General features: G+C 37.6%; 14 protein-coding genes and 2 tRNA genes. 12 read left to right on the forward strand and 4 right to left on the reverse strand.

Going from position 1 to position 18,789, the window contains the following annotated elements; genetic code table 11:
- Positions 1 to 150 precede the first annotated feature (150 nt).
- The 8 genes from IGI63_RS01350 (at position 151) to IGI63_RS01385 (ending at position 6,673) form a co-directional block, all read left to right on the forward strand.
- Complete coding sequence (locus IGI63_RS01350; RefSeq protein WP_002380223.1) at positions 151 to 852, forward strand: ABC transporter ATP-binding protein; 702 nt, start codon at positions 151 to 153, stop codon at positions 850 to 852.
- 9 nt (positions 853 to 861) lie between these two features.
- Positions 862 to 3,498 (forward strand): FtsX-like permease family protein, encoded by a 2,637-nt coding sequence (locus IGI63_RS01355; RefSeq protein ID WP_429975174.1) that lies wholly within the window; start codon positions 862 to 864, stop codon positions 3,496 to 3,498.
- 183 nt (positions 3,499 to 3,681) lie between these two features.
- Entirely contained in the window at positions 3,682 to 4,215 is a 534-nt protein-coding gene (locus IGI63_RS01360) for a hypothetical protein (RefSeq protein ID WP_185931576.1), read from the forward strand.
- Between the two features lie 16 nt (positions 4,216 to 4,231).
- Positions 4,232 to 5,701, forward strand: coding sequence for a flotillin family protein (locus tag IGI63_RS01365; protein WP_002357808.1), 1,470 nt, complete (start codon positions 4,232 to 4,234; stop codon positions 5,699 to 5,701).
- Positions 5,702 to 5,847: 146 nt separating this feature from the next.
- Positions 5,848 to 6,081 carry a DUF2969 domain-containing protein gene (locus tag IGI63_RS01370; RefSeq protein ID WP_002357806.1) on the forward strand — a complete coding sequence of 78 codons (234 nt, stop codon included), beginning with the start codon at positions 5,848 to 5,850 and terminating at the stop codon, positions 6,079 to 6,081.
- Positions 6,082 to 6,177: 96 nt separating this feature from the next.
- A tRNA-Tyr gene (locus IGI63_RS01375) sits at positions 6,178 to 6,258 on the forward strand.
- A gap of 9 nt (positions 6,259 to 6,267) precedes the next feature.
- Positions 6,268 to 6,339: transfer RNA gene (locus tag IGI63_RS01380), tRNA-Gln, on the forward strand.
- A 154-nt stretch (positions 6,340 to 6,493) separates the two neighbouring features.
- Positions 6,494 to 6,673, forward strand: coding sequence for a hypothetical protein (locus IGI63_RS01385; protein WP_002357804.1), 180 nt, complete (start codon positions 6,494 to 6,496; stop codon positions 6,671 to 6,673).
- 55 nt (positions 6,674 to 6,728) lie between these two features.
- On the opposite strand, the gene IGI63_RS01390 is transcribed toward IGI63_RS01385, so the two are convergent.
- Entirely contained in the window at positions 6,729 to 7,340 is a 612-nt protein-coding gene (locus IGI63_RS01390; RefSeq protein WP_002357803.1) for a TetR/AcrR family transcriptional regulator, read from the reverse strand.
- A 175-nt stretch (positions 7,341 to 7,515) separates the two neighbouring features.
- Here IGI63_RS01390 and IGI63_RS01395 point away from each other — a divergent pair, with 175 nt between their 5' ends.
- The 4 genes from IGI63_RS01395 (at position 7,516) to trxB (ending at position 15,009) form a co-directional block, all read left to right on the forward strand.
- Positions 7,516 to 11,763: an acyl-CoA dehydratase activase-related protein gene (locus IGI63_RS01395; protein ID WP_429975972.1), complete on the forward strand. Its 4,248-nt coding sequence runs from the start codon at positions 7,516 to 7,518 to the stop codon at positions 11,761 to 11,763.
- A 205-nt stretch (positions 11,764 to 11,968) separates the two neighbouring features.
- On the forward strand, positions 11,969 to 12,676 hold the full coding sequence (locus IGI63_RS01400) for a GntR family transcriptional regulator (protein WP_002357800.1): 708 nt from the start codon (positions 11,969 to 11,971) through the stop codon (positions 12,674 to 12,676).
- An 817-nt stretch (positions 12,677 to 13,493) separates the two neighbouring features.
- Positions 13,494 to 13,916, forward strand: a complete 423-nt coding sequence (locus IGI63_RS01405) for a cupin domain-containing protein (protein WP_429975175.1) — start codon at positions 13,494 to 13,496, stop codon at positions 13,914 to 13,916.
- A 178-nt stretch (positions 13,917 to 14,094) separates the two neighbouring features.
- The gene (trxB, locus tag IGI63_RS01410) at positions 14,095 to 15,009 is read left to right on the forward strand and encodes a thioredoxin-disulfide reductase (RefSeq protein ID WP_002357780.1); all 915 of its coding nucleotides are present in this window, start codon (positions 14,095 to 14,097) and stop codon (positions 15,007 to 15,009) included.
- A gap of 42 nt (positions 15,010 to 15,051) precedes the next feature.
- On the opposite strand, the gene IGI63_RS01415 is transcribed toward trxB, so the two are convergent.
- The 3 genes from IGI63_RS01415 to IGI63_RS01425 form a co-directional block, all read right to left on the reverse strand.
- The gene (locus IGI63_RS01415; RefSeq protein WP_002373132.1) at positions 15,052 to 15,513 is read right to left on the reverse strand and encodes a hypothetical protein; all 462 of its coding nucleotides are present in this window, start codon (positions 15,511 to 15,513) and stop codon (positions 15,052 to 15,054) included.
- A 196-nt stretch (positions 15,514 to 15,709) separates the two neighbouring features.
- Entirely contained in the window at positions 15,710 to 16,210 is a 501-nt protein-coding gene (camE, locus tag IGI63_RS01420) for a plasmid sex pheromone cAM373 precursor (protein ID WP_429975176.1), read from the reverse strand.
- 118 nt (positions 16,211 to 16,328) lie between these two features.
- The gene (locus IGI63_RS01425) at positions 16,329 to 18,668 is read right to left on the reverse strand and encodes an ATP-binding cassette domain-containing protein (RefSeq protein ID WP_025188434.1); all 2,340 of its coding nucleotides are present in this window, start codon (positions 18,666 to 18,668) and stop codon (positions 16,329 to 16,331) included.
- Positions 18,669 to 18,789: the final 121 nt, after the last annotated feature.

Raw genomic sequence — 18,789 nt, forward strand, 5'->3', positions numbered from 1 at the left:
TCTAATTTTATACTTGCAATAGTCCAAATTTAAGTGGACCATCTTTTCTATTATACGTAAATTTGCTAAAAAATCAAAAAAGGCTTTTCTTTGAAAGACTTGTTTTCTCAGATATGTTACTATTTTAATGTAGAAGGGAAGGGATAGTGGATGGCCTATATTGAAGTCAAAAATGAATACAAGCGTTACCAAATGGGAGAGACAACTATTACTGCGAATGACGGCATTTCTTTTGAAGTGGAAAAAGGAGAAGTAGCGGTTATTTTAGGCCCCAGCGGTGCTGGAAAATCAACTGTTTTAAATATTCTTGGTGGAATGGACAGCTGTGATGAAGGGGAAATTATTATTGATGGCACAGATATCGCTCAGTTTTCAGAGAAACAATTAACCACTTATCGACGAAATGATGTCGGGTTTGTTTTCCAATTTTACAATTTAGTCCCAAATTTAACGGCAAAAGAAAATGTCGAATTGGCTTCGCAAATCGTTGCGGATGCGTTGGATTCGACCAATGTTTTACAATCGGTGGGTTTAGGGGAACGTTTAGATAATTTTCCAGCGCAACTTTCTGGTGGTGAACAACAACGAGTAACCATCGCCCGTGCGATTGCTAAAAAGCCCAAGTTACTTTTATGTGATGAACCGACAGGAGCACTGGATTATGAAACAGGGAAACAAATTTTAACCATTTTGCAAAACACTGCTCGTGAAACTGGAACGACCGTCTTAATTATTACCCACAATTCAGCCATTGCAGAAATGGCCGATCGGGTAATTCGAATTAATGATGCGAAAGTTCGCGAAATGACTGTGAATGATCAGCCTAAATTGGTTACTGAAATTGAATGGTAGGTGCCTAAAATGAAGAAAACAGCGCTAATTAAAACAAGCTTACGTGAAATTAGACAATCTACTACACGGTTTTTATCGATTATGGGGATTATTTTCCTTGGTGTAATGGTCTTTGTTGGTTTGAAAGCTACTGGACCAGATATGATTAAAACCGCGAATAATTATTACCAGAAAGAGCAGCTTCCAGATGCGCGAATAATTTCTACAATGGGACTGGAAAACAAAGATTTAACAACACTACAGTCTTTAAAAGATGTCGAAACAGTTGTGCCGCGGTATACAATAGATGCCACGATTGGGCCGCAAAATAATGCAGTAAAATTGTTTGGCTATCGAAAAAATCAAGCAGGATCGGTTAACTATCAAGTAGTTGACGGTCGGTTACCTAAACAAACAAATGAAATTGCATTAGATACATTAGCGAAAACTAGATATGACTATAAAATGGGTGATAAAATCACTTTAAACGATGCAGCGATTAAAGAAAAAGGACTAACACAAACTCATTTTACTGTTGTCGGATTTATCAATTCACCAGAATATATTGATAATACATCCAGGGGAACCACAACGGTCGGTTCTGGAACGTTAAACTTTTTTGGCGTGGTTTCGGAAAAAGCCTTTGACAGTCAACGGTATCCAGAATTGCTAATCTCATTTCGTTCATTAAAACATCAAAATACGTATTCCTCTGATTATGAAAAGAAAAGAGAGCAGGCCTTAAATCAAGTAAAAGAGACACTGAAAAATCGGCCAGAAGAACAGGTTGCGGCTCTGCGTGATTCGGCTCAGCCGGACATTAACCAAGGTCGGCAAGCGCTGGAAACGGGAAAACAAGCACTTGCGCAGTTGGAGCAACAACCAGGAATTCCAGCTGAGATGCTTGAAAAGCAAAAAGACGAATTGGCTAAACAAGAACAACTGTTGGCTGAAAAAGAAACAGAGCTAGCCAATTTGAAAGCCCCAACGTATTATTATTTTACTAGGGAAGACAATCCAGGATTTTCTGAATATCAAGATAACGCTGATCGGATTTCTTCTTTAGCCACGCTGTTCCCGTTGTTCTTTTTCCTAATTGCGGCATTAGTCAGCTTAACTACCATGACGCGTATGGTGGAAGAAAAAAGAATGGAAATTGGTAGTTTGAAAGCTTTAGGTTATCGTAATCGTGAAATTGCTTCGATTTTTATTACCTATGCAACGGTTGCCAGCCTAACAGGTGCATTATTAGGATTGGCAGTTGGCTATTATCTATTCCCTAAAATAATTTTTGATGCCTACGGTCAAATGTACAATATTCCTGATTTAGTTACACCGTGGTACTTATATTACAGTTTATGGGGCATCATTGTAGCCTTAGCTTGTACTGTGGGAGCGGCCTTAGTGACATTAAGAATCGATTTATTAAGTACCCCAGCTACCTTGCTAAGACCCAAAGCGCCGAAAGCAGGCCAACGGATTTTACTAGAACGAATCCGCCCTTTATGGCAACGCATGAGCTTTATTCAAAAAGTGACCGCTAGAAATCTGTTCCGCTATAAACGACGGATGCTGATGACCGTTATCGGAATAGCTGGTTGTATGGGGCTGTTAATTGTTGGTTTTGGTTTACGCGATTCAATTGTGGATGTCGCTACAATTCAATTTAATAAAATCTGGCATTACCAAGCAGTCGTGACTTTTAAAGAGCAAACGACACCTGAAGAGACAAAAGAGTATCAAGAAACGTTGCGCAAACTGGATGGTTTGAATAAAACAATTCCGTTATATTCAGAAATCTTTAAAACGAAGGGCAAAGGCGCACCAACTCAAAATATTACTCTTTATGTGCCACAAGATCCTTCGAAAATGGCTGAGTTTCAATTATTTAATGATCGAGTCACTGGAGAAAAATATTCCCTCAACGATGACGGTGTAATCATTAATGAAAAATTAGCTAAATTATTTGGCTATAAAGTAGGAGATCAATTAAATTTAGAAAATAGTGATAATCAAACCTATCACGTGAAAATTGCCGCGATTGCAGAGAACTACACGGGTCATTTTGTCTATATGACGCCGAAACTCTACCAGACGATGACGAAACAGAAGCCGGAGTATAATACAGAATTCCTACTTTTTGACAAAAAGTTATCCTCAAAACAAGAAACCTCAATCGGAGAGGCGTTGACAAAACAGCCGAAAGTGTTGAACATTACGTTTTTAACTGCGATGAAAGGTTCGTTTGATGATATGCTGAAAAGCCTTGATATTGTCATTTGGGTACTAATTGCTGTTTCTGGTTCTTTAGCGTTAATTGTGTTATATAATTTAACCAACATTAATGTTTCTGAACGGATTCGAGAACTTTCCACGATTAAGGTTTTAGGGTTTTACGATCGTGAAGTCACCACCTATGTTTACCGTGAAAACATTATTTTAACGTTCATTGGTATTATTGTTGGCTGCTTCTTTGGGAAAATTTTGCATCAGTATATTTTAGCAACCGTTGAAGTTGATTTAATTATGTTTTCGCCAATTATTCATTGGCCAAGTTATCTGTATTCCGCAGTCATCACCATGTGTTTCACGTTGTTTGTGATGGTCATTATGCATCGGAAATTGAAGAAAATCAATATGATTGAAGCGTTAAAATCAAATGAATAGCACATTTTAAAAAACGAGGAGTCCGTAGAAGTTCGATAATTCTAGGGCTGCTCGTTTATTGTTGCTTCTTTTATTAAGAAAAAATAGGTCTTAAGATGTATCTTTTGAGATTTATTTGGAAATTACTACTCTTTTTATTTAAAAATTGGTACACTATTACTAGGTTATAGCACAGAAAGGAGTGTGGGAAAAGTGTTAGAAGGTCTACCATTGGAAACGGTTTATTTTTATGCATTAGTGGGGAGCGCGGTCCTCGCTTTTTTACTAATTATTTTTGGGGATGTTTTTAATTTTGATGGACCGGTTGACCCAATGCTGATTATTCCATGGATTGCTTTTACCTCGCTGTTTGGGTACCTTGGGGAAGAATTAACAGCGGTGAATAGTTGGCTTATTTTAATTATCAGTGGTATTCTTTCAACCATTATTGTTTTCTTCCTAAATTTTTATGTGTTGGTCCCTTTGAAAAATTCGGAGGCCACAATTTCTATTTCGGAAAAAGACATGGAGGGTCGTGTTGCTACTGTGATTACCCCAATTCCTGTCCGGGGAATGGGCGAGATTCAATTGAAGAGTGTCACAGGTTCGTTAAGTCGACCAGCAGCATTTTATGTGCCACAAGAAGTGGCTGCGCCAAGAGGTAGTGAGGTATTGATTATTGAATTGAAAGAACGGGTTTGTTATGTCATTCCTTACGAAGGCAGTCTAAAAATATAGAGTAGGAGAGAAGAAAATGGGGATTTTGTTACCGATTATTATTGCAGTTTTAGTATTATTAATGTTATTAATTGTGTTTGTTTCTAAATATCAGACAGCCAAACCTGATGAAGCGTTAATTATCAGCGGGAGCTATCTAGGCTCTAAAAATGTTCATGTAGACGAAGGTGGCAACAAAATTAAAATCGTTCGTGGCGGTGGTGCGTTTGTCTTACCAGTGTTCCAACGTTCAAATCGAATTAGTTTGCTTTCAAGTAAATTAGATGTTTCTACACCAGAAGTGTACACAGAACAAGGGGTTCCTGTGATGTGTGATGGGACATCAATCATTAAAATTGGTTCGTCAGTTGAAGAAATTGCGACAGCAGCGGAACAATTTTTAGGAAAAACAACAGAAGAATTAGAAAATGAAGCACGTGAAGTATTAGAAGGACATTTACGTTCGATTTTAGGTTCAATGACAGTGGAAGAAATTTACCAAAATCGTGATAAATTTAGCCAAAGTGTACAAGAAGTTGCCAGTGTTGACTTAGCTAAAATGGGCTTAGTTATTGTGTCGTTCACAATTAAAGAAGTTCGTGATAAAAATGGATACTTGGATTCATTAGGGAAACCAAGAATCGCTCAAGTTAAACGTGATGCAGATATTGCAGAAGCAGAAGCTTTGAAAGAAACTCGCATCAAAAAAGCGGAAGCAGAAAAAGAATCACAACAAGCGGAATTGCAACGTCAAACAGAAATTGCAGAAGCTTCAAAAGAAAAAGAATTGAAATTAGCGTTATACAAACAAGAACAAGATATTGCCAAAGCCAAAGCAGACCAAGCCTATAACTTGGAAAGCGCGCGTGCACAACAACACGTGGTGGAACAAGAAATGGAAGTCAAAGTTGTTGAACGTCAAAAACAAATTGAGTTAGAAGAAAAAGAAATTACGCGTCGTGAAAAACAATACGACTCAGAAGTGAAGAAAAAAGCCGATGCAGATCGTTACGCACGCGAACAAGAAGCTCTTGCTCAAAAAGCACGCGAAGTAGCAGAAGCCGAAGCAGAACGCTTCAAAGTTGAAGCATTAGCCGAAGCGGAAGCCAATAAAACGCGTTTAACAGGTCAAGCGCAAGCCGAAGCTATTTTAGCTCGTGGTGCAGCGGAAGCCGAAGCCAAACAAAAGATTGCTGATGCCTTCAAAGAATATGGTGAAGCAGCTGTGTTAAGTATGGTGATGGAAATGTTACCACAATTAATGAAAGAAGCAGCACAACCATTGGGCAACATCGACAAGATTTCAGTGGTAGATACAGGCGCAGGTGGCGAAAATTCTGGCGCCAACCGTATTACCAATTATGCAACAAACTTGTTGGCTGGTACACAAGAAACACTAAAAGAAACAACGGGCCTCGACGTGAAAGAGCTAATTGAAAACTTTTCTAAAAAAGGTACCTCAAATAGCGTGAACTATCATGCAACAGAAGGTTCAGAAAAAGAATAGAAATCAGCCTTTAAGGAGTAGCGAATCGCATTTCGTTACTCCTTAATGCTGCATTGAAACGATAAACGAACAATCTGACAGAGAAATAGCGAGTGCTTGTTTTGTTTCAAAGATTCTGATAACATAGAGTTCTTGGAGGGATAGAGATGTCAAAAAAGAATAAAGATATTGAAGTACGTGTTGAAGAAGAAAAAGCCCAATACAATGGAGCAAATGTTTTAATGAACAAATTATTTATTGGTAAAAAAGAAATCGGTCGTGTCATTCCGCAAAATGATAAAAAATTCATCATTGAAATTGATGGCAAGCAAGAAGGTACAGCAAAAAATCTGGACGAAGCCTTTGAAACAATTATTCGTCAATGGAATTTAAGTGAATAAAAAATAAATAACAATTTTTTTAAAAAAAGGGTTGCTTTTTTCTGGAAAAGATTGTATTATAACTAAGTCAGGTCGTTACAGCGACAATGACTTTTTGGAGGAATAGCGAAGTGGCTAAACGCGACGGACTGTAAATCCGTTCCTTAGGGTTCAGTGGTTCGAATCCACTTTCCTCCATTTTCTTTTTGGGGTATAGCCAAGCGGTAAGGCAACGGACTTTGACTCCGTCATGCGTTGGTTCGAATCCAGCTACCCCAGTTTTCAGAACATTTCTGGTAGAGAGATGTTCTTTTTTTGTATAATTATATAACAAAAATGAGGTAAGATTTTCCTCATGTACAGGCTAGAAAAGTTTTCATTTATATAAGAATATGCTAAAGTATTAAGAAAGAATAGTCTGGAGTTGATAAGAATGAACTTTAAAGAAAAAATTACAGAAATGGTTGAAAATGTTTACGATTTAGCACGCGATGGTAAGTATGATGTCAAAGTTGACTTAATTCCTCGTAAAAAAGGCAACATCAAAAGTGGTGTTAAAGTCACTTCTTCAAGAAATACAGCCCACAATATCAAATGGCGTTCAAAAAACTAACTCGTCTTTAACAGAAACACCGGAGCAGACAACATTATTGTCTACTCCGGTGTTTTTATTTTTCTAATTCGATGCCTAAGACAGTTAAATGACCATTACCAACTAATTTGATAACTAATTGGGCTAAGTGATTGGGTGTCATATCCGTTTCGCTAGTAATCCACCAATGAAGGGTACCGATGAAGATAGAGGTCATGTATTCAATAACAAAATCTATCGGTACGTCAATATCATTTTCGGTAATACGCAACTGCGAAAAAATCGTCGCATATTTTTCTTCGATAATTTCAGCTAAGCGTTTTCGAAAGTGTTCGTTGAAATTATTGTCCATGATAGTTAAGAAGAAAGATTTGTTCTCTTGAATATTAATATAGAGTTGCGTCAGAAGTTCTTCAATGTGCTTCACGCGGACACGGTTGCCATTAACCAGTTGTTGCGAATCAAGAATAGCGGTAAAAGCACTAAGCGTAAAGGTGAAGATTGCATCATACAAATGCTGTTTGTCTTTAAAATGAGCATAAAAAGTCGCACGATTAATCATAGCTTCATCAGCAATATCCTGAATCGTCACCGCTTCGTAGCCTTTCGTTTCTACAAGTTTAAAAAAAGCTTCAATAATCATTTTTCTGGTTCGTTGTACTCTAAGGTCTGTTTTCTTTGCCATCATAAATTCCTTTCGAGATAGTCAACATTCGCGGAAACTTTGTTGTTTATCTCACAAAATAGGGTAAATTGCTTGTTGCAAATCATTTAGAACCTTTCTAAAATAGGTATATCTATTATAACAAACAGTTTGTATAATAATCAACAAACTGTTGAAAAATGAAGGGGTATTTTAATTGATGGTTATGAGAGCAGGGATTGATGTTGGGTCAACGACAGTAAAATTAGTATTTTTAAATAAGCAAAATCAGCCTATTTTTACAAAATATGAACGCCATTTTTCAGATGTCAAAGCAGCAACGGAACGCATTTTAAAAGAAGGGCTAGCAAGGATCGGTGCAGACCAACCTGTGACAATGAGCATAACTGGCTCTGGTGGTATGGGGCTGGCTGAGGTATTAGGGATTCCCTTTGTTCAAGAGGTTATCGCGTGTACACGAACTGTTGAAACAATAATCCCAGAAACGGATGTTGCTATTGAACTTGGCGGAGAAGATGCAAAAATCACTTTTTTTGATGGTGCTTTAGAGCAACGAATGAATGGTAGTTGTGCAGGTGGGACAGGCGCCTTCATCGATCAAATGGCTGTTTTACTTAAAACGGATGCCAATGGAGTGAATGAATTGGCGAAGAATTATCAAACTATTTATCCGATTGCTTCCCGCTGTGGGGTTTTTGCTAAAACGGATGTTCAACCTTTAATCAATGAAGGAGCAGCGAAAGAAGATATCGCGGCGAGTATTTTTCAAGCGGTAGTTAATCAAACAATCGCCGGGTTAGCTGCTGGTCGCAAAATTAAAGGTAAAGTAGCGTTTTTAGGGGGACCTTTATTTTTCATGTCAGAATTGAGAAAACGGTTTATTGAAACCTTAGCAATTCAGCCAGAAGATGTTATTTTTCCAGAACAACCGCAACTGTTTGTAGCAATGGGTGCAGCACTTTATTCAGAAGATGCAGCCGAATGTACATTGGAAGAATTAATTCAGCGCTTAGTGAACAGCCAGGCTACTGATTTACAGCCGAGCGACACGTTACCACCGTTATTTAACAGCGCAGAAGATTTGGCAGATTTTCGAGAAAGACACGCGCAAGCTCAAGCAACGGAGAAACCTTTATCTCAACATACTGGCGTGACCTTTTTAGGGATTGATGCAGGCTCTACAACGACAAAAGTCACATTGATTGATGAAGATGGTCATTTGTTGTTTTCTTTTTATGGTAATAACCAAGGGCAACCTTTAGAAACCACCATGACAGTACTGAAATCACTTTATCAACAACTGCCTGAAGAAGTTTTTATCGGAAAAGCGGCTGTTACAGGATATGGAGAACAGCTAATAAAAAATGCGTTAAAAGTCGATATTGGTGAAGTTGAAACGATGGCCCATTACAAAGCAGCCAACCATTTTCAGCCAGGTGTGGATTTTATTTTGGATATCGGAGGACAAGATATGAAAGCGATGACCATTAAAAATGGCGTGCTTTCCTCCATTCAATTAAATGAAGCTTGTTCTTCTGGGTGCGGTTCTTTTATCGAAACCTTTGCGCAATCTTTAAAATATAATGTGAAGGATTTTGCTTTGGCCGCTTTAGAATCGCAAGCGCCTGTTGATTTAGGTTCTCGGTGTACTGTTTTTATGAACTCAAAAGTGAAACAGGTTCAAAAAGAAGGGGCCTCTGTCGGCGATATTTCTGCTGGACTATCTTATTCAGTCATCAAAAATGCCATTTATAAAGTCATTAAGGTTCGCCGACCTGAAGAGTTGGGAGAAAAGATTGTCTGCCAGGGAGGAACATTTTACAATGAAGCGGTCTTGAGAGCTTTTGAAAAAATTAGCGGTCGTGAAGTGGTTCGTCCATCTATTGCTGGTTTGATGGGGGCCTATGGCGCAGCGCTGATTGCTTTGGACGCTTATGAAATTGGGGAAGAAACCACGCTTCTTTCTTTAGAAGAGTTAGCGGCATTTACCTCTGAAAAGGAATTTACTCATTGCGGCTTGTGTGAAAACAATTGTCAATTAACGGTCACAGTGTTTTCAGATGGGCGCCAATTTATTACGGGAAATCGCTGTGAACGTGGTGCACGAATTAAAATTAAACGAGAAGAACGCAAAGTGAATTTGGTTGATTATAAGTACCGCAAGTTATTTAAGTACCGACCTTTGCGGGAAAATAAAGCGTTTCGTGGGCGCTTGGGTATCCCTAGAGTCCTAAACATGTATGAAAATTATCCTTTGTGGCATACATTTTTTACTGACTTGGGCTTTCGGGTCGAATTATCGCCACGTTCTAATAAGCAAATCTATGAACAAGGCCTTGAAACGATTCCCAGTGATACGGTTTGTTACCCAGCGAAAATGGCGCATGGACATATTCAAGCATTAATTGATGCGCAAGTGCCAATTATCTTTTATCCTGGTGTCGTTTTTGAACAGCAAGAAACAGTGGAAGCGGATAATCATTTTAATTGTCCAATTGTGCAAAGCTACCCAGATGTCATTCGAAATAATGTGGATGCCATCAGAGAGGGCCAAGTAGATTATCGAAATCCCTATCTTAATTTAGCGAATGAAGCAGCAGTTGCCAAAGTTTTAGCTGAAAATTTTGCTGATTTAGGGATTTCCTTAGAAGAAATTCAAACAGCGCTGCATCATGCTTATCAAGAATTAGCAGCTTTTAAAAAAGAAATTCAAGAAAAAGGCGAAGAAACGTTAGCCATGTTAACTGAAAAAGGCCAGAGAGGGATTGTCTTATCGGGGCGACCGTATCACTTGGATCCAGAGATTAATCACGGCATTGCCGAAGTCATTACACAGGAAGGATTCCATGTCTTGACAGAAGACAGTATCTCGCATCTTGGAGACGTGCAGAATTTACGTGTGGTGAATCAATGGGTCTATCATTCTCGCTTATATGCGGCGGCTAAAGTAGTGGCTAAGACGAAAAATTTAGAACTTGTCCAACTGAATTCCTTTGGTTGCGGCTTAGATGCTGTGACAACCGATCAAGTAGAAGAAATCATGGATCGGTCTGGCAAAATTTATACAGTCCTCAAAATCGATGAAGGTGCGAATTTGGGCGCAATTCGTATTCGGTTGCGCTCCTTGAAAGCGGCTGTCAATGAGCGGGAGAAGCAACAGTTTGTTCCGCATATGCAAATGGAAGAGCCGGAGAAAATTGTGTTTACAAAACAAATGAAAAAAACACATACTTTACTGTTACCAATGCTTAGCCCGATTCATCAATCTGGATTAGTCGATGTAGCATTACAAGCTTCTGGCTATCATGTCGTCTGTTTGCCTGCGCAAGACAAAGAAGCTGTGAATGTCGGGTTAAAATATGTCAATAATGATGCGTGTTACCCAGCAATTATTTCCATCGGACAACTAGTTGAAGCTTTGGAAAGTGGTCAATATGATTTGGATAATGTCAGTGTCTTAATGACGCAAACAGGGGGCGGTTGTCGCGCAACGAATTACATTCCATTATTACGAAAAGCCTTAAATGATGCTGGTTTTTCTCAAGTTCCTGTAGTTTCAGTTTCGATGGGCAATAAAGGAGTCGAATCCAATCCAGGATTTAAATTTACGTTGCCAATGATCAAGCGCTTAGTAGTTGCCTTTTTATATGGTGACTTATTCGAACGAGTAGTTTATCGAACAAGACCTTATGAAACAGAAAAAGGAATGGTGGATCAACTGCACCAAGATTGGCTAAAAAGAGTGGAAGCCAATGTCCGGAATGGTTCGCTGACACAATTTAATCACTTCATGAAAAAAATTATTCGGACGTTTGATGAAATTCCTTTACAAGAGATAAAAAAACCAAAAGTCGGTGTGGTCGGGGAAATTTTAGTGAAATATTCGCCGACAGCGAATAATGATATTGTGCGTTTGCTAGAAGAAGAAGGTGCTGAAGCAGTTGTGCCAGATATTGTTGGCTTTATGAACTATTCTTTGTACAATCAAATTTGGAAATACGAAAATATGGGCATGTCAAAACAAAGCAAACGTTTAGCAGAATTTGCGATAAAAATCATTGAATTGGTAGAAAAACCAATGGATAAGGCATTGAGAAAATCGGTCCGTTTTGATGGTATTCATTCCATTTATGATATGGCAGCAGATGCAAGTAAAATTTTATCAATTGGTAATCATACAGGTGAAGGTTGGTTTTTAACAGCTGAAATGATTGAGCTCTTAAAACATGAGGTGAATAACATCGTTTGTATGCAGCCGTTTGGGTGTTTACCAAACCATATTGTTGGAAAAGGGGTCGTGAAAGAGCTACGACGTCAATATCCGCAAGCAAACATTGCGGCGGTGGATTATGATCCAGGGGTATCTTTGGTTAATCAGTTGAACCGAATCCGTTTGATGATGGCCACAGCGAACAAGTTGTTGAAAGAAGAAAATGTAAAAAGATAATAACTAATAGCAATTCGTTTAAAAACATTTGACTTGGTCACTTTTTACTGACTAAGCCAAATGTTTTTGTTATAAAAGAAAGTATGCAACTAGACCAACTTTGATAAAAATTTCAATTTCTCTTTTATTTATCATTTTTTGGTTGTTTACACGGTCTATACCAGTTATAATAGAAGAGGAGATGAACGAAGAGGAGGAAGCGTAAATGGTTCAAAATATACCAATTTATATTCAAATTCACGATAAAATCAAAGAAGATATTGAAAAAGGTGTCTGGAGTATCGGGGATCGTTTGCCCTCTGAGCGAGAATTAGCCTTGAAATTTGATGTTAGTCGAATGACCTTACGCCAAGCCATCCAGACTTTAGCAGACGAAGGGATTTTAGAACGAAAAATTGGTTCAGGAACGTATGTAGCACGTAAGAAAGTTCAAGAAACAATGACAGGTACCACTAGTTTTACAGAAATTACCTTGTCTCAAAATCGCGTTCCTTCTAGTCGGACGGTGTCTTATTTTGTAGCGAAACCTAGTTCTAGTGAGATGGAAAAATTACAACTAGGTCCAGAAGATTCAATTTTACGAATGGAAAGAATTCGTTTTGCGGATGACATTCCGATTTGTTTTGAGGTGGCGAGCATTCCTTATTCATTGGTCTCGCAATATGGCAAATCTGAAATCACGAACTCTTTTTATAAAACACTTGAAGCCAAATCTGGCCACAAAATTGGCCATTCTAACCAAACAATCTCTGCTGTTCAAGCATCGGAGCAGATCGCAGAATATTTAGAGATTAAACGAGGCGATGCGATTCTGCGTGTGCGTCAAGTATCCTATTTTGAAAACGGACTACCTTTTGAATATGTTCGTACGCAGTATGCAGGAAGTCGATTTGAGTTTTATTTAGAGAAGTAGAGAAATGATAAGTATGGAAAAATGCCAAGAAATAGGCTGAGGTAAGATATTTTAACCTCCAAAAGTTGTATCTGAAAAATACAATTTTTGGAGGTTATTTTTTATGAACTTATCAGGTAGAATTCAAATTAAAATTAGTGAAAGCATCTCAATTCAAATAAATATTGAATAGAGTAGCAAGTCTGAATACCAGAAAAGTGAGATGGTTTGTCCCGCTATAAATATTGTTAAAAATAAACTTATAATAGCTGCTAGTTTATTTGCTTTTATTCTTTTTTTGGCTGTAGTTCATTTTTGTCCATTTTTTACATTTCTTTTTTAAACTGATAAACCGACATAAGTAATCTGGATAAAAATATCAAAAATTCAGGTTACTGACAAACATTTAATTAGCATCTAAAAAATAATCATGTAAATTAAATGAGCAACGAAAACATCTGTTAGGGTGCTATCAATTTTTTAAAATCTACATATGATTAAAACTTGATGCTATAATGTTACTAGTAAGGTTAATGTATACCATAGCAGTACTTGAGAAAAGTAGAAGTGTTTCTGATGTTAGATATGTGGGCTGTGTGTTGACTGATTTTCCTTTGAAGTTGAATAATAAGTTCGTGAATAATCGGAAATACTATATTTTTTCTGGTGAACAGATGGATTAGTGAAGATTGATACTGAACAGTCAATTGTTTTAAAAAAAGTGATTTTCAAATGGTAATAAAAGTATATTTAAAGGAACTCGAATTTTCAGAAAGTAGCTTCAAACTTAGTTTGAAAGAATAGCTTTCGGCTATAAAAAAGTTAAAAGGAGCCTGCCATGTTACAGAAATATATAGAAATTTTAACAAGAGACGAGGCCATCTTTCATAAAAAGCCAGATGGAACAGAAGTAAATTATTTTCTATTTCCAGAGTTTGAAATACATATAAATAGCTTGCCAGGAAAAACTGTGCAAGGTTGGCATAAGCATCACGAAATCGAAGAAGTTTTACTTGTGCAGTCGGGAAAAGTGAAAATAGAAGAGGTAGAAAATCAGCAAATTGTTTCAAGAATTTGTGCAGAAGGAGAACTTATTCGGATGCATAATAGTCTTCATCGGATTAGTAATCCTGATACGTTATCTGCATCATTTACAGTATTTCGTTTTGTTCCACAAGGGCAAAACCAACAGGAATGCATAAAAAATGATAAAGAGGAGTTCTCTGATGCGACAGTACAACGGCTTCTAAAAAATAAATGATTCGTTGTGATCGTTATTTTTAAACTTTTCTTTTCCCCTTCCTAGAAAACACAAAACCGTGGTACAATAACTTACGTAATAGACACACCTACTCCGAATGTCAAAAAAGGGCAGAAAAGTAGACAAGAAATTGTTTAAGGAGTAAAGTAAACTTACTTAAAATTTTGGGGGAAATAAAATGTATGATGTAATTATCATTGGTGCCGGTCCTGCTGGGATGACGGCAGCACTTTATGCATCACGGTCCAATCTTTCTGTATTGATGATTGAACGCGGTGCGCCTGGTGGGCAAATGAACAACACTGCTGAGGTAGAGAATTACCCAGGCTTTGATTCTATTATGGGTCCAGAATTGGCCTATAAAATGTATGAAAATGTAGAAAAATTTGGTACGGAAAATGCGTATGGCATTGTGATGGGCATCGAAGACCACGGATCCTATAAAGAAGTGATTTGTGATGACAAATCTTATGAAGCTAAAGCGGTAATTATTGCAACAGGCTGTGAACACCGAAAATTGGGTGTAAAAGGCGAAGAAGAATTTGCTGGCCGTGGTGTTTCTTATTGTGCCGTTTGTGACGGTGCCTTCTTTAAAAATAAACGCTTAGTAGTTGTTGGTGGCGGCGATTCTGCAGTTGAAGAAGCAATCTATTTAACACAATTTGCTTCTGAAGTAGTGATTGTTCACCGTCGTGATGAATTGCGTGCGCAAAAAATCATTCAAGATCGTGCCTTTGCAAATGAAAAGATTTCCTTTGTTTGGGATACAGTTGTCGAAGAAATTGTTGGCAATGAAATGGTTGTGACAGGTGTGAAAGCACGGAATGTCAAAACAGATGAAGTTTCTGAAATTGAAGCAAACGGCGTGTTCATTTACGTGGGGCTAGATCCATTAACAGAACCATTTAAGAAAGCTGGTATTACGAATGAGGCTGGTTGGATTGAAACAGACCAAGAAATGAGAACAAAAATTCCTGGTGTTTATGCCATTGGTGATGTCCGTGAAAAAACATTGCGTCAAATCACGACAGCGGTCGGTGAAGGCGGTATTGCTGGACAACAAGTATTTAACTATATTGAAGAATTAAAATAAAAAAATGCTTTTGCCTTTAATAATAAGGGCAAAAGCATTTTTTTAATAGGTTCCTTTAATGACAAAATAAGAGCCGCGAATGGTTCCAGCTAATTTTGATTTTTGACGAGCAAATTTGAATTTTCCTTCAAATTCTGCAGGGATTGCCATACCATCTGAAAGTTTAAACCCAACGGCGCGTTTGCCTTCCTCAGCTAATGTGTACATCACGTTAACTGCTAAGCCGTTTTCATAAAATACATAGGCCATTTTTATGCCATCTAAAGTGAAAGAAGAAATTTCAAGTGGCTTGTAAGGGAAATGTAACGCTCGTTCCAATAAAATTTTTTCAATCCAGGCCAATGTTTCTGGAGCTTCAGAGGCAGGGACGGTCGTAAAGCGATGTTTGTATTTATTCCAAAAATAGCGAGCTTCATTCGCTCTTAGTCCAGCAAGGGCAAGTGCCACTGGTGAACTTTCTAAACCAATAGTGGCTACTTCTTTAAAATCAACTGTATAAACCATGAATTGATACTCCCATCTTTTCTTTTAAACTAAGTATAACGGTAGCAGGGGTAACGAACAATTATTATTACTTAAAAGAATGAAATTGGGACAGAACGATCGGCTTCGGAAAATGTTAAGGTTTCCGAATGCGTAGGTTCTGTCCCAAAGAGTATTTTAAGATTTGGTTATTTCGTGATAAGTTATACGCTTGTGCTTATTTATTGGCATCTAAGGTAACTTTTTCATCTGCCGTAGTTGTTTTAACATCTACTGTATAAACAAGTTTATTGTTATTTTTGGTTAACTTCCAAGTCAAAATACGTGGAGAAAGTCCTCCAACTTCTTTTTTTGCTTTGGCTAAAACGTCGTTAACAGCGCCTAATTCTTTGACTTCAGCAGCTGAAAAGGCTGTCTCGTTTTCGCCAAGTTGATTTGCTTTAGTATTTTTGGTGACTTTTCCTGTTTCAGGATTCACGTAAAGTGTTTCTGTATCGTTGGTAAAGATATAGCTGTAGTCACTTGCTGGTTCTGTATCAAATTGGACATTTACTAATGGTTTGCTGTTGCCAGCTTCTTTTTCGTAGATTTCAGCAGCTTGCTGCAAACTAACTTTGTACTTAGTATCTGTGACAGCATCTTTTCCTATGCCACAACTAGCTAAAATAAAAATAGCTCCTAAAAGTGAAAAAAATAGTAAAAATGGTTTTTTTAACATGAAATTACCTCGTTTCTTTTTATTAAGCATTCACAATCATTTAGTATACGGTGGTTTTATAAAAATTACAAACAAAAAATAATCCTTTAAGAGAAATTAAAGGATTATTTTTTGTTATTTATTCTGCACGTAAAGCAACTGCCGCATCTTTTTTCGCTGCCATTCGGGCAGGAATATGGCCACCAATCATGGTTAAGATTGTGCTAATTACAATCAAAATAATCCCGTGAATTGGATTTAAGGTGGCAACATTTTCTAAATCAGTCAGGTTATAGAGCACTGCATTGATCGGAAATGTTGCGAGAAAGGCAATCACAACACCAAGAATACCAGAGGCAACGCCTAAAATAGCAGTTTCGGCATCGAACACCCGGGTAATATCTTTTTTACGAGCTCCTAACGCTTTCAGGATACCGATTTCTTTGGTCCGCTCAATGACAGAAGTATAGGTGATAATCCCAATCATAATCATACTTGTAACAAGGGAAATCCCAGCAAATGCAATCAGCACATAGGTGATGGCATCCATTAAACCACCTGTTAAGCGGGTCATTGTTCCAGCTAAATCAGAATAGATGATTTGGTCTTTTTTATCTTTTCCTTTGTTATAAGCATCTAAATAATCAAGAATTTTATCTTTTGATTTGAAGTCGTTTGGATAAATCATAATACTTGAAGGGATTTCGTTCGCTCCTAAATAAGACAATAGGTTTTCTTTCGCGGAAGCATCTAATGTTTCGTTAGTCATAACGTTAGTGTTGCTGGCTTCTTGCGCTTTAACAATATCAGAGTTTTTGTTTTTGGCAATCATATTAGTTGAAAGTGCATCGCTATAAGCAATTCCAGGTGCTAATAGATTCATTGTTGAAGAATCTTTAATTCGCAAAATCCCTGAAATTGTTAATTCAGTATTTTCTGGGTTATCGTAAACAGCTTGCAAATCTTGGTTAGGAATGAAGTTGCCTGTCGGTAATTTGGTGTAAAATGCATTATTATTGGCTAACTTCATTTTTGTGCCGACAATGTCTGAAAAGGCAATCTTTTGATTATCTTTCACGTCAAAGCCAAGATTTTTTAAGGCATTAATATTGGTGGTATTGTTACTATCGACGATTAAAACGACATCGGTTTCTTTTTCTGGATAATTTCCTTCAAGCAACGAGTAATTGTCTTTTAAGAAATTGTTTTTTCCATTTTCTAGTTGTTTAGGAAAAGCAGAAACGCCGACGCCAGTTTGGGCAGCCATCATAGAAGCCATCGCGTTTGATTGGCCGTCGGGTGCATCGTTTGAAAATTTGACAGCTTGTGCTTTCCCGTTGATTTCTCTTAATAAGTTCATATTGACTAGACGAGTATAGCCGATATTATTACTTAATTCAGGATCAATGTGATTGACATAGTCAATAAACTTTTGATCAATTAAATTCGTGTGTTGCGCACGGTCTGCATCGCTAATTTTAGCAGTCACTTCTTTTTCTTTCGGGAAGGTGCCTTTTTTGTCCTGATTATTGAAACTTTCTGGATCTTGATCGGTCGCTATTTTAGAAATGGTAATCGGAAATTGCGCTAACGTTTCCGACTGAGTTTTATCAATTTGTTTCTGGAATCCTGTTGAAAGAGAAAGGACAATCGCGATACTGATAATTCCGATACTTGAAGCAAAGGCGGTTAAAAAAGTTCGCCCTTTTTTAGTGCGGATATTATTAAAAGATAAACGCAGCGCAGTCGTGAATTTCATTTTGGTGCGTTTCAATTCGAAAGGTTCTTTTTTTTCATGTTCAATATGAGGACGCGAGTCATGACGAATTTGGCCATCTGAAAATTCAATAATTCGATCAGCGTATTCGTGAGCTAATTCAGGATTGTGGGTCACCATAATAACTAATTTTTCTTTCGAAAGTTCTTGGATAAGTGCCATAATTTGCAGACTGGTTTCTGAATCCAATGCACCAGTTGGTTCATCACAAAGTAAAATATCGGGATCATTAGCTAAAGCGCGAGCAATGGCAACCCGTTGCATTTGACCGCCAGATAATTGGGAAGGTTTTTTATGGATATGGTCCTTCAAACCGACACGGATGAGTGCATCTTCGGCTTTTTGGCGTCTTTCTGCTTTTGAAATACCACTCAGTGTCATACCAAGCTCGACATTATCCAAAATCCCTTGATGACTAATTAAGTTGTAACTTTGAAAAATAAAACCAATTGAGTTATTCCGATAAGCATCCCAGTCGGCTTCTTTAAAATTTTTTGTTGATTTGCCGTTAATGATTAAGTCACCAGAATCGTAATTGTCCAATCCGCCAATCACATTCAACATCGTCGTTTTACCAGAGCCGCTGGGACCCAGAATGGCTACAAATTCTTGTTTTCGAAAAGCGACAGAGACGCCATCTAAAGCTTTAGTGGTCGTTCCGCCGACAGTATAATATTTTTTTATCTCTTTGAGTTCTAGCATATTTTTCGCATCCTTCTTCCAATTTATCAACAACACAACCTTAAGTTAGTGTATAACGTAACATAATAGTTAACAAAAATCAATCATTACCATTTGATAATCAAGTGAATTTAGTATACAC

This window comes from Enterococcus sp. DIV0086, assembly GCF_050498705.1.
In the GTDB taxonomy this organism is placed as follows: Bacteria; Bacillota; Bacilli; order Lactobacillales; family Enterococcaceae; genus Enterococcus; species Enterococcus faecalis.

What these genes read in the sequence shown, in the direction of transcription:
- IGI63_RS01400 (WP_002357800.1), top strand. Translation starts at nt 11,969, where the DNA reads ATGGTTCAAAATATACCAATTTATATTCAAATTCACGATAAAATCAAA.
- trxB (WP_002357780.1), top strand. Translation starts at nt 14,095, where the DNA reads ATGTATGATGTAATTATCATTGGTGCCGGTCCTGCTGGGATGACGGCA.
- IGI63_RS01355 (WP_429975174.1), top strand. Translation starts at nt 862, where the DNA reads ATGAAGAAAACAGCGCTAATTAAAACAAGCTTACGTGAAATTAGACAA.
- IGI63_RS01405 (WP_429975175.1), top strand. Translation starts at nt 13,494, where the DNA reads ATGTTACAGAAATATATAGAAATTTTAACAAGAGACGAGGCCATCTTT.
- IGI63_RS01390 (WP_002357803.1), bottom strand. Translation starts at nt 7,340, where the DNA reads ATGATGGCAAAGAAAACAGACCTTAGAGTACAACGAACCAGAAAAATG.
- camE (WP_429975176.1), bottom strand. Translation starts at nt 16,210, where the DNA reads ATGTTAAAAAAACCATTTTTACTATTTTTTTCACTTTTAGGAGCTATT.
- IGI63_RS01350 (WP_002380223.1), top strand. Translation starts at nt 151, where the DNA reads ATGGCCTATATTGAAGTCAAAAATGAATACAAGCGTTACCAAATGGGA.
- IGI63_RS01425 (WP_025188434.1), bottom strand. Translation starts at nt 18,668, where the DNA reads ATGCTAGAACTCAAAGAGATAAAAAAATATTATACTGTCGGCGGAACG.
- IGI63_RS01370 (WP_002357806.1), top strand. Translation starts at nt 5,848, where the DNA reads ATGTCAAAAAAGAATAAAGATATTGAAGTACGTGTTGAAGAAGAAAAA.
- IGI63_RS01415 (WP_002373132.1), bottom strand. Translation starts at nt 15,513, where the DNA reads ATGGTTTATACAGTTGATTTTAAAGAAGTAGCCACTATTGGTTTAGAA.
- IGI63_RS01365 (WP_002357808.1), top strand. Translation starts at nt 4,232, where the DNA reads ATGGGGATTTTGTTACCGATTATTATTGCAGTTTTAGTATTATTAATG.
- IGI63_RS01385 (WP_002357804.1), top strand. Translation starts at nt 6,494, where the DNA reads ATGAACTTTAAAGAAAAAATTACAGAAATGGTTGAAAATGTTTACGAT.
- IGI63_RS01395 (WP_429975972.1), top strand. Translation starts at nt 7,516, where the DNA reads ATGGTTATGAGAGCAGGGATTGATGTTGGGTCAACGACAGTAAAATTA.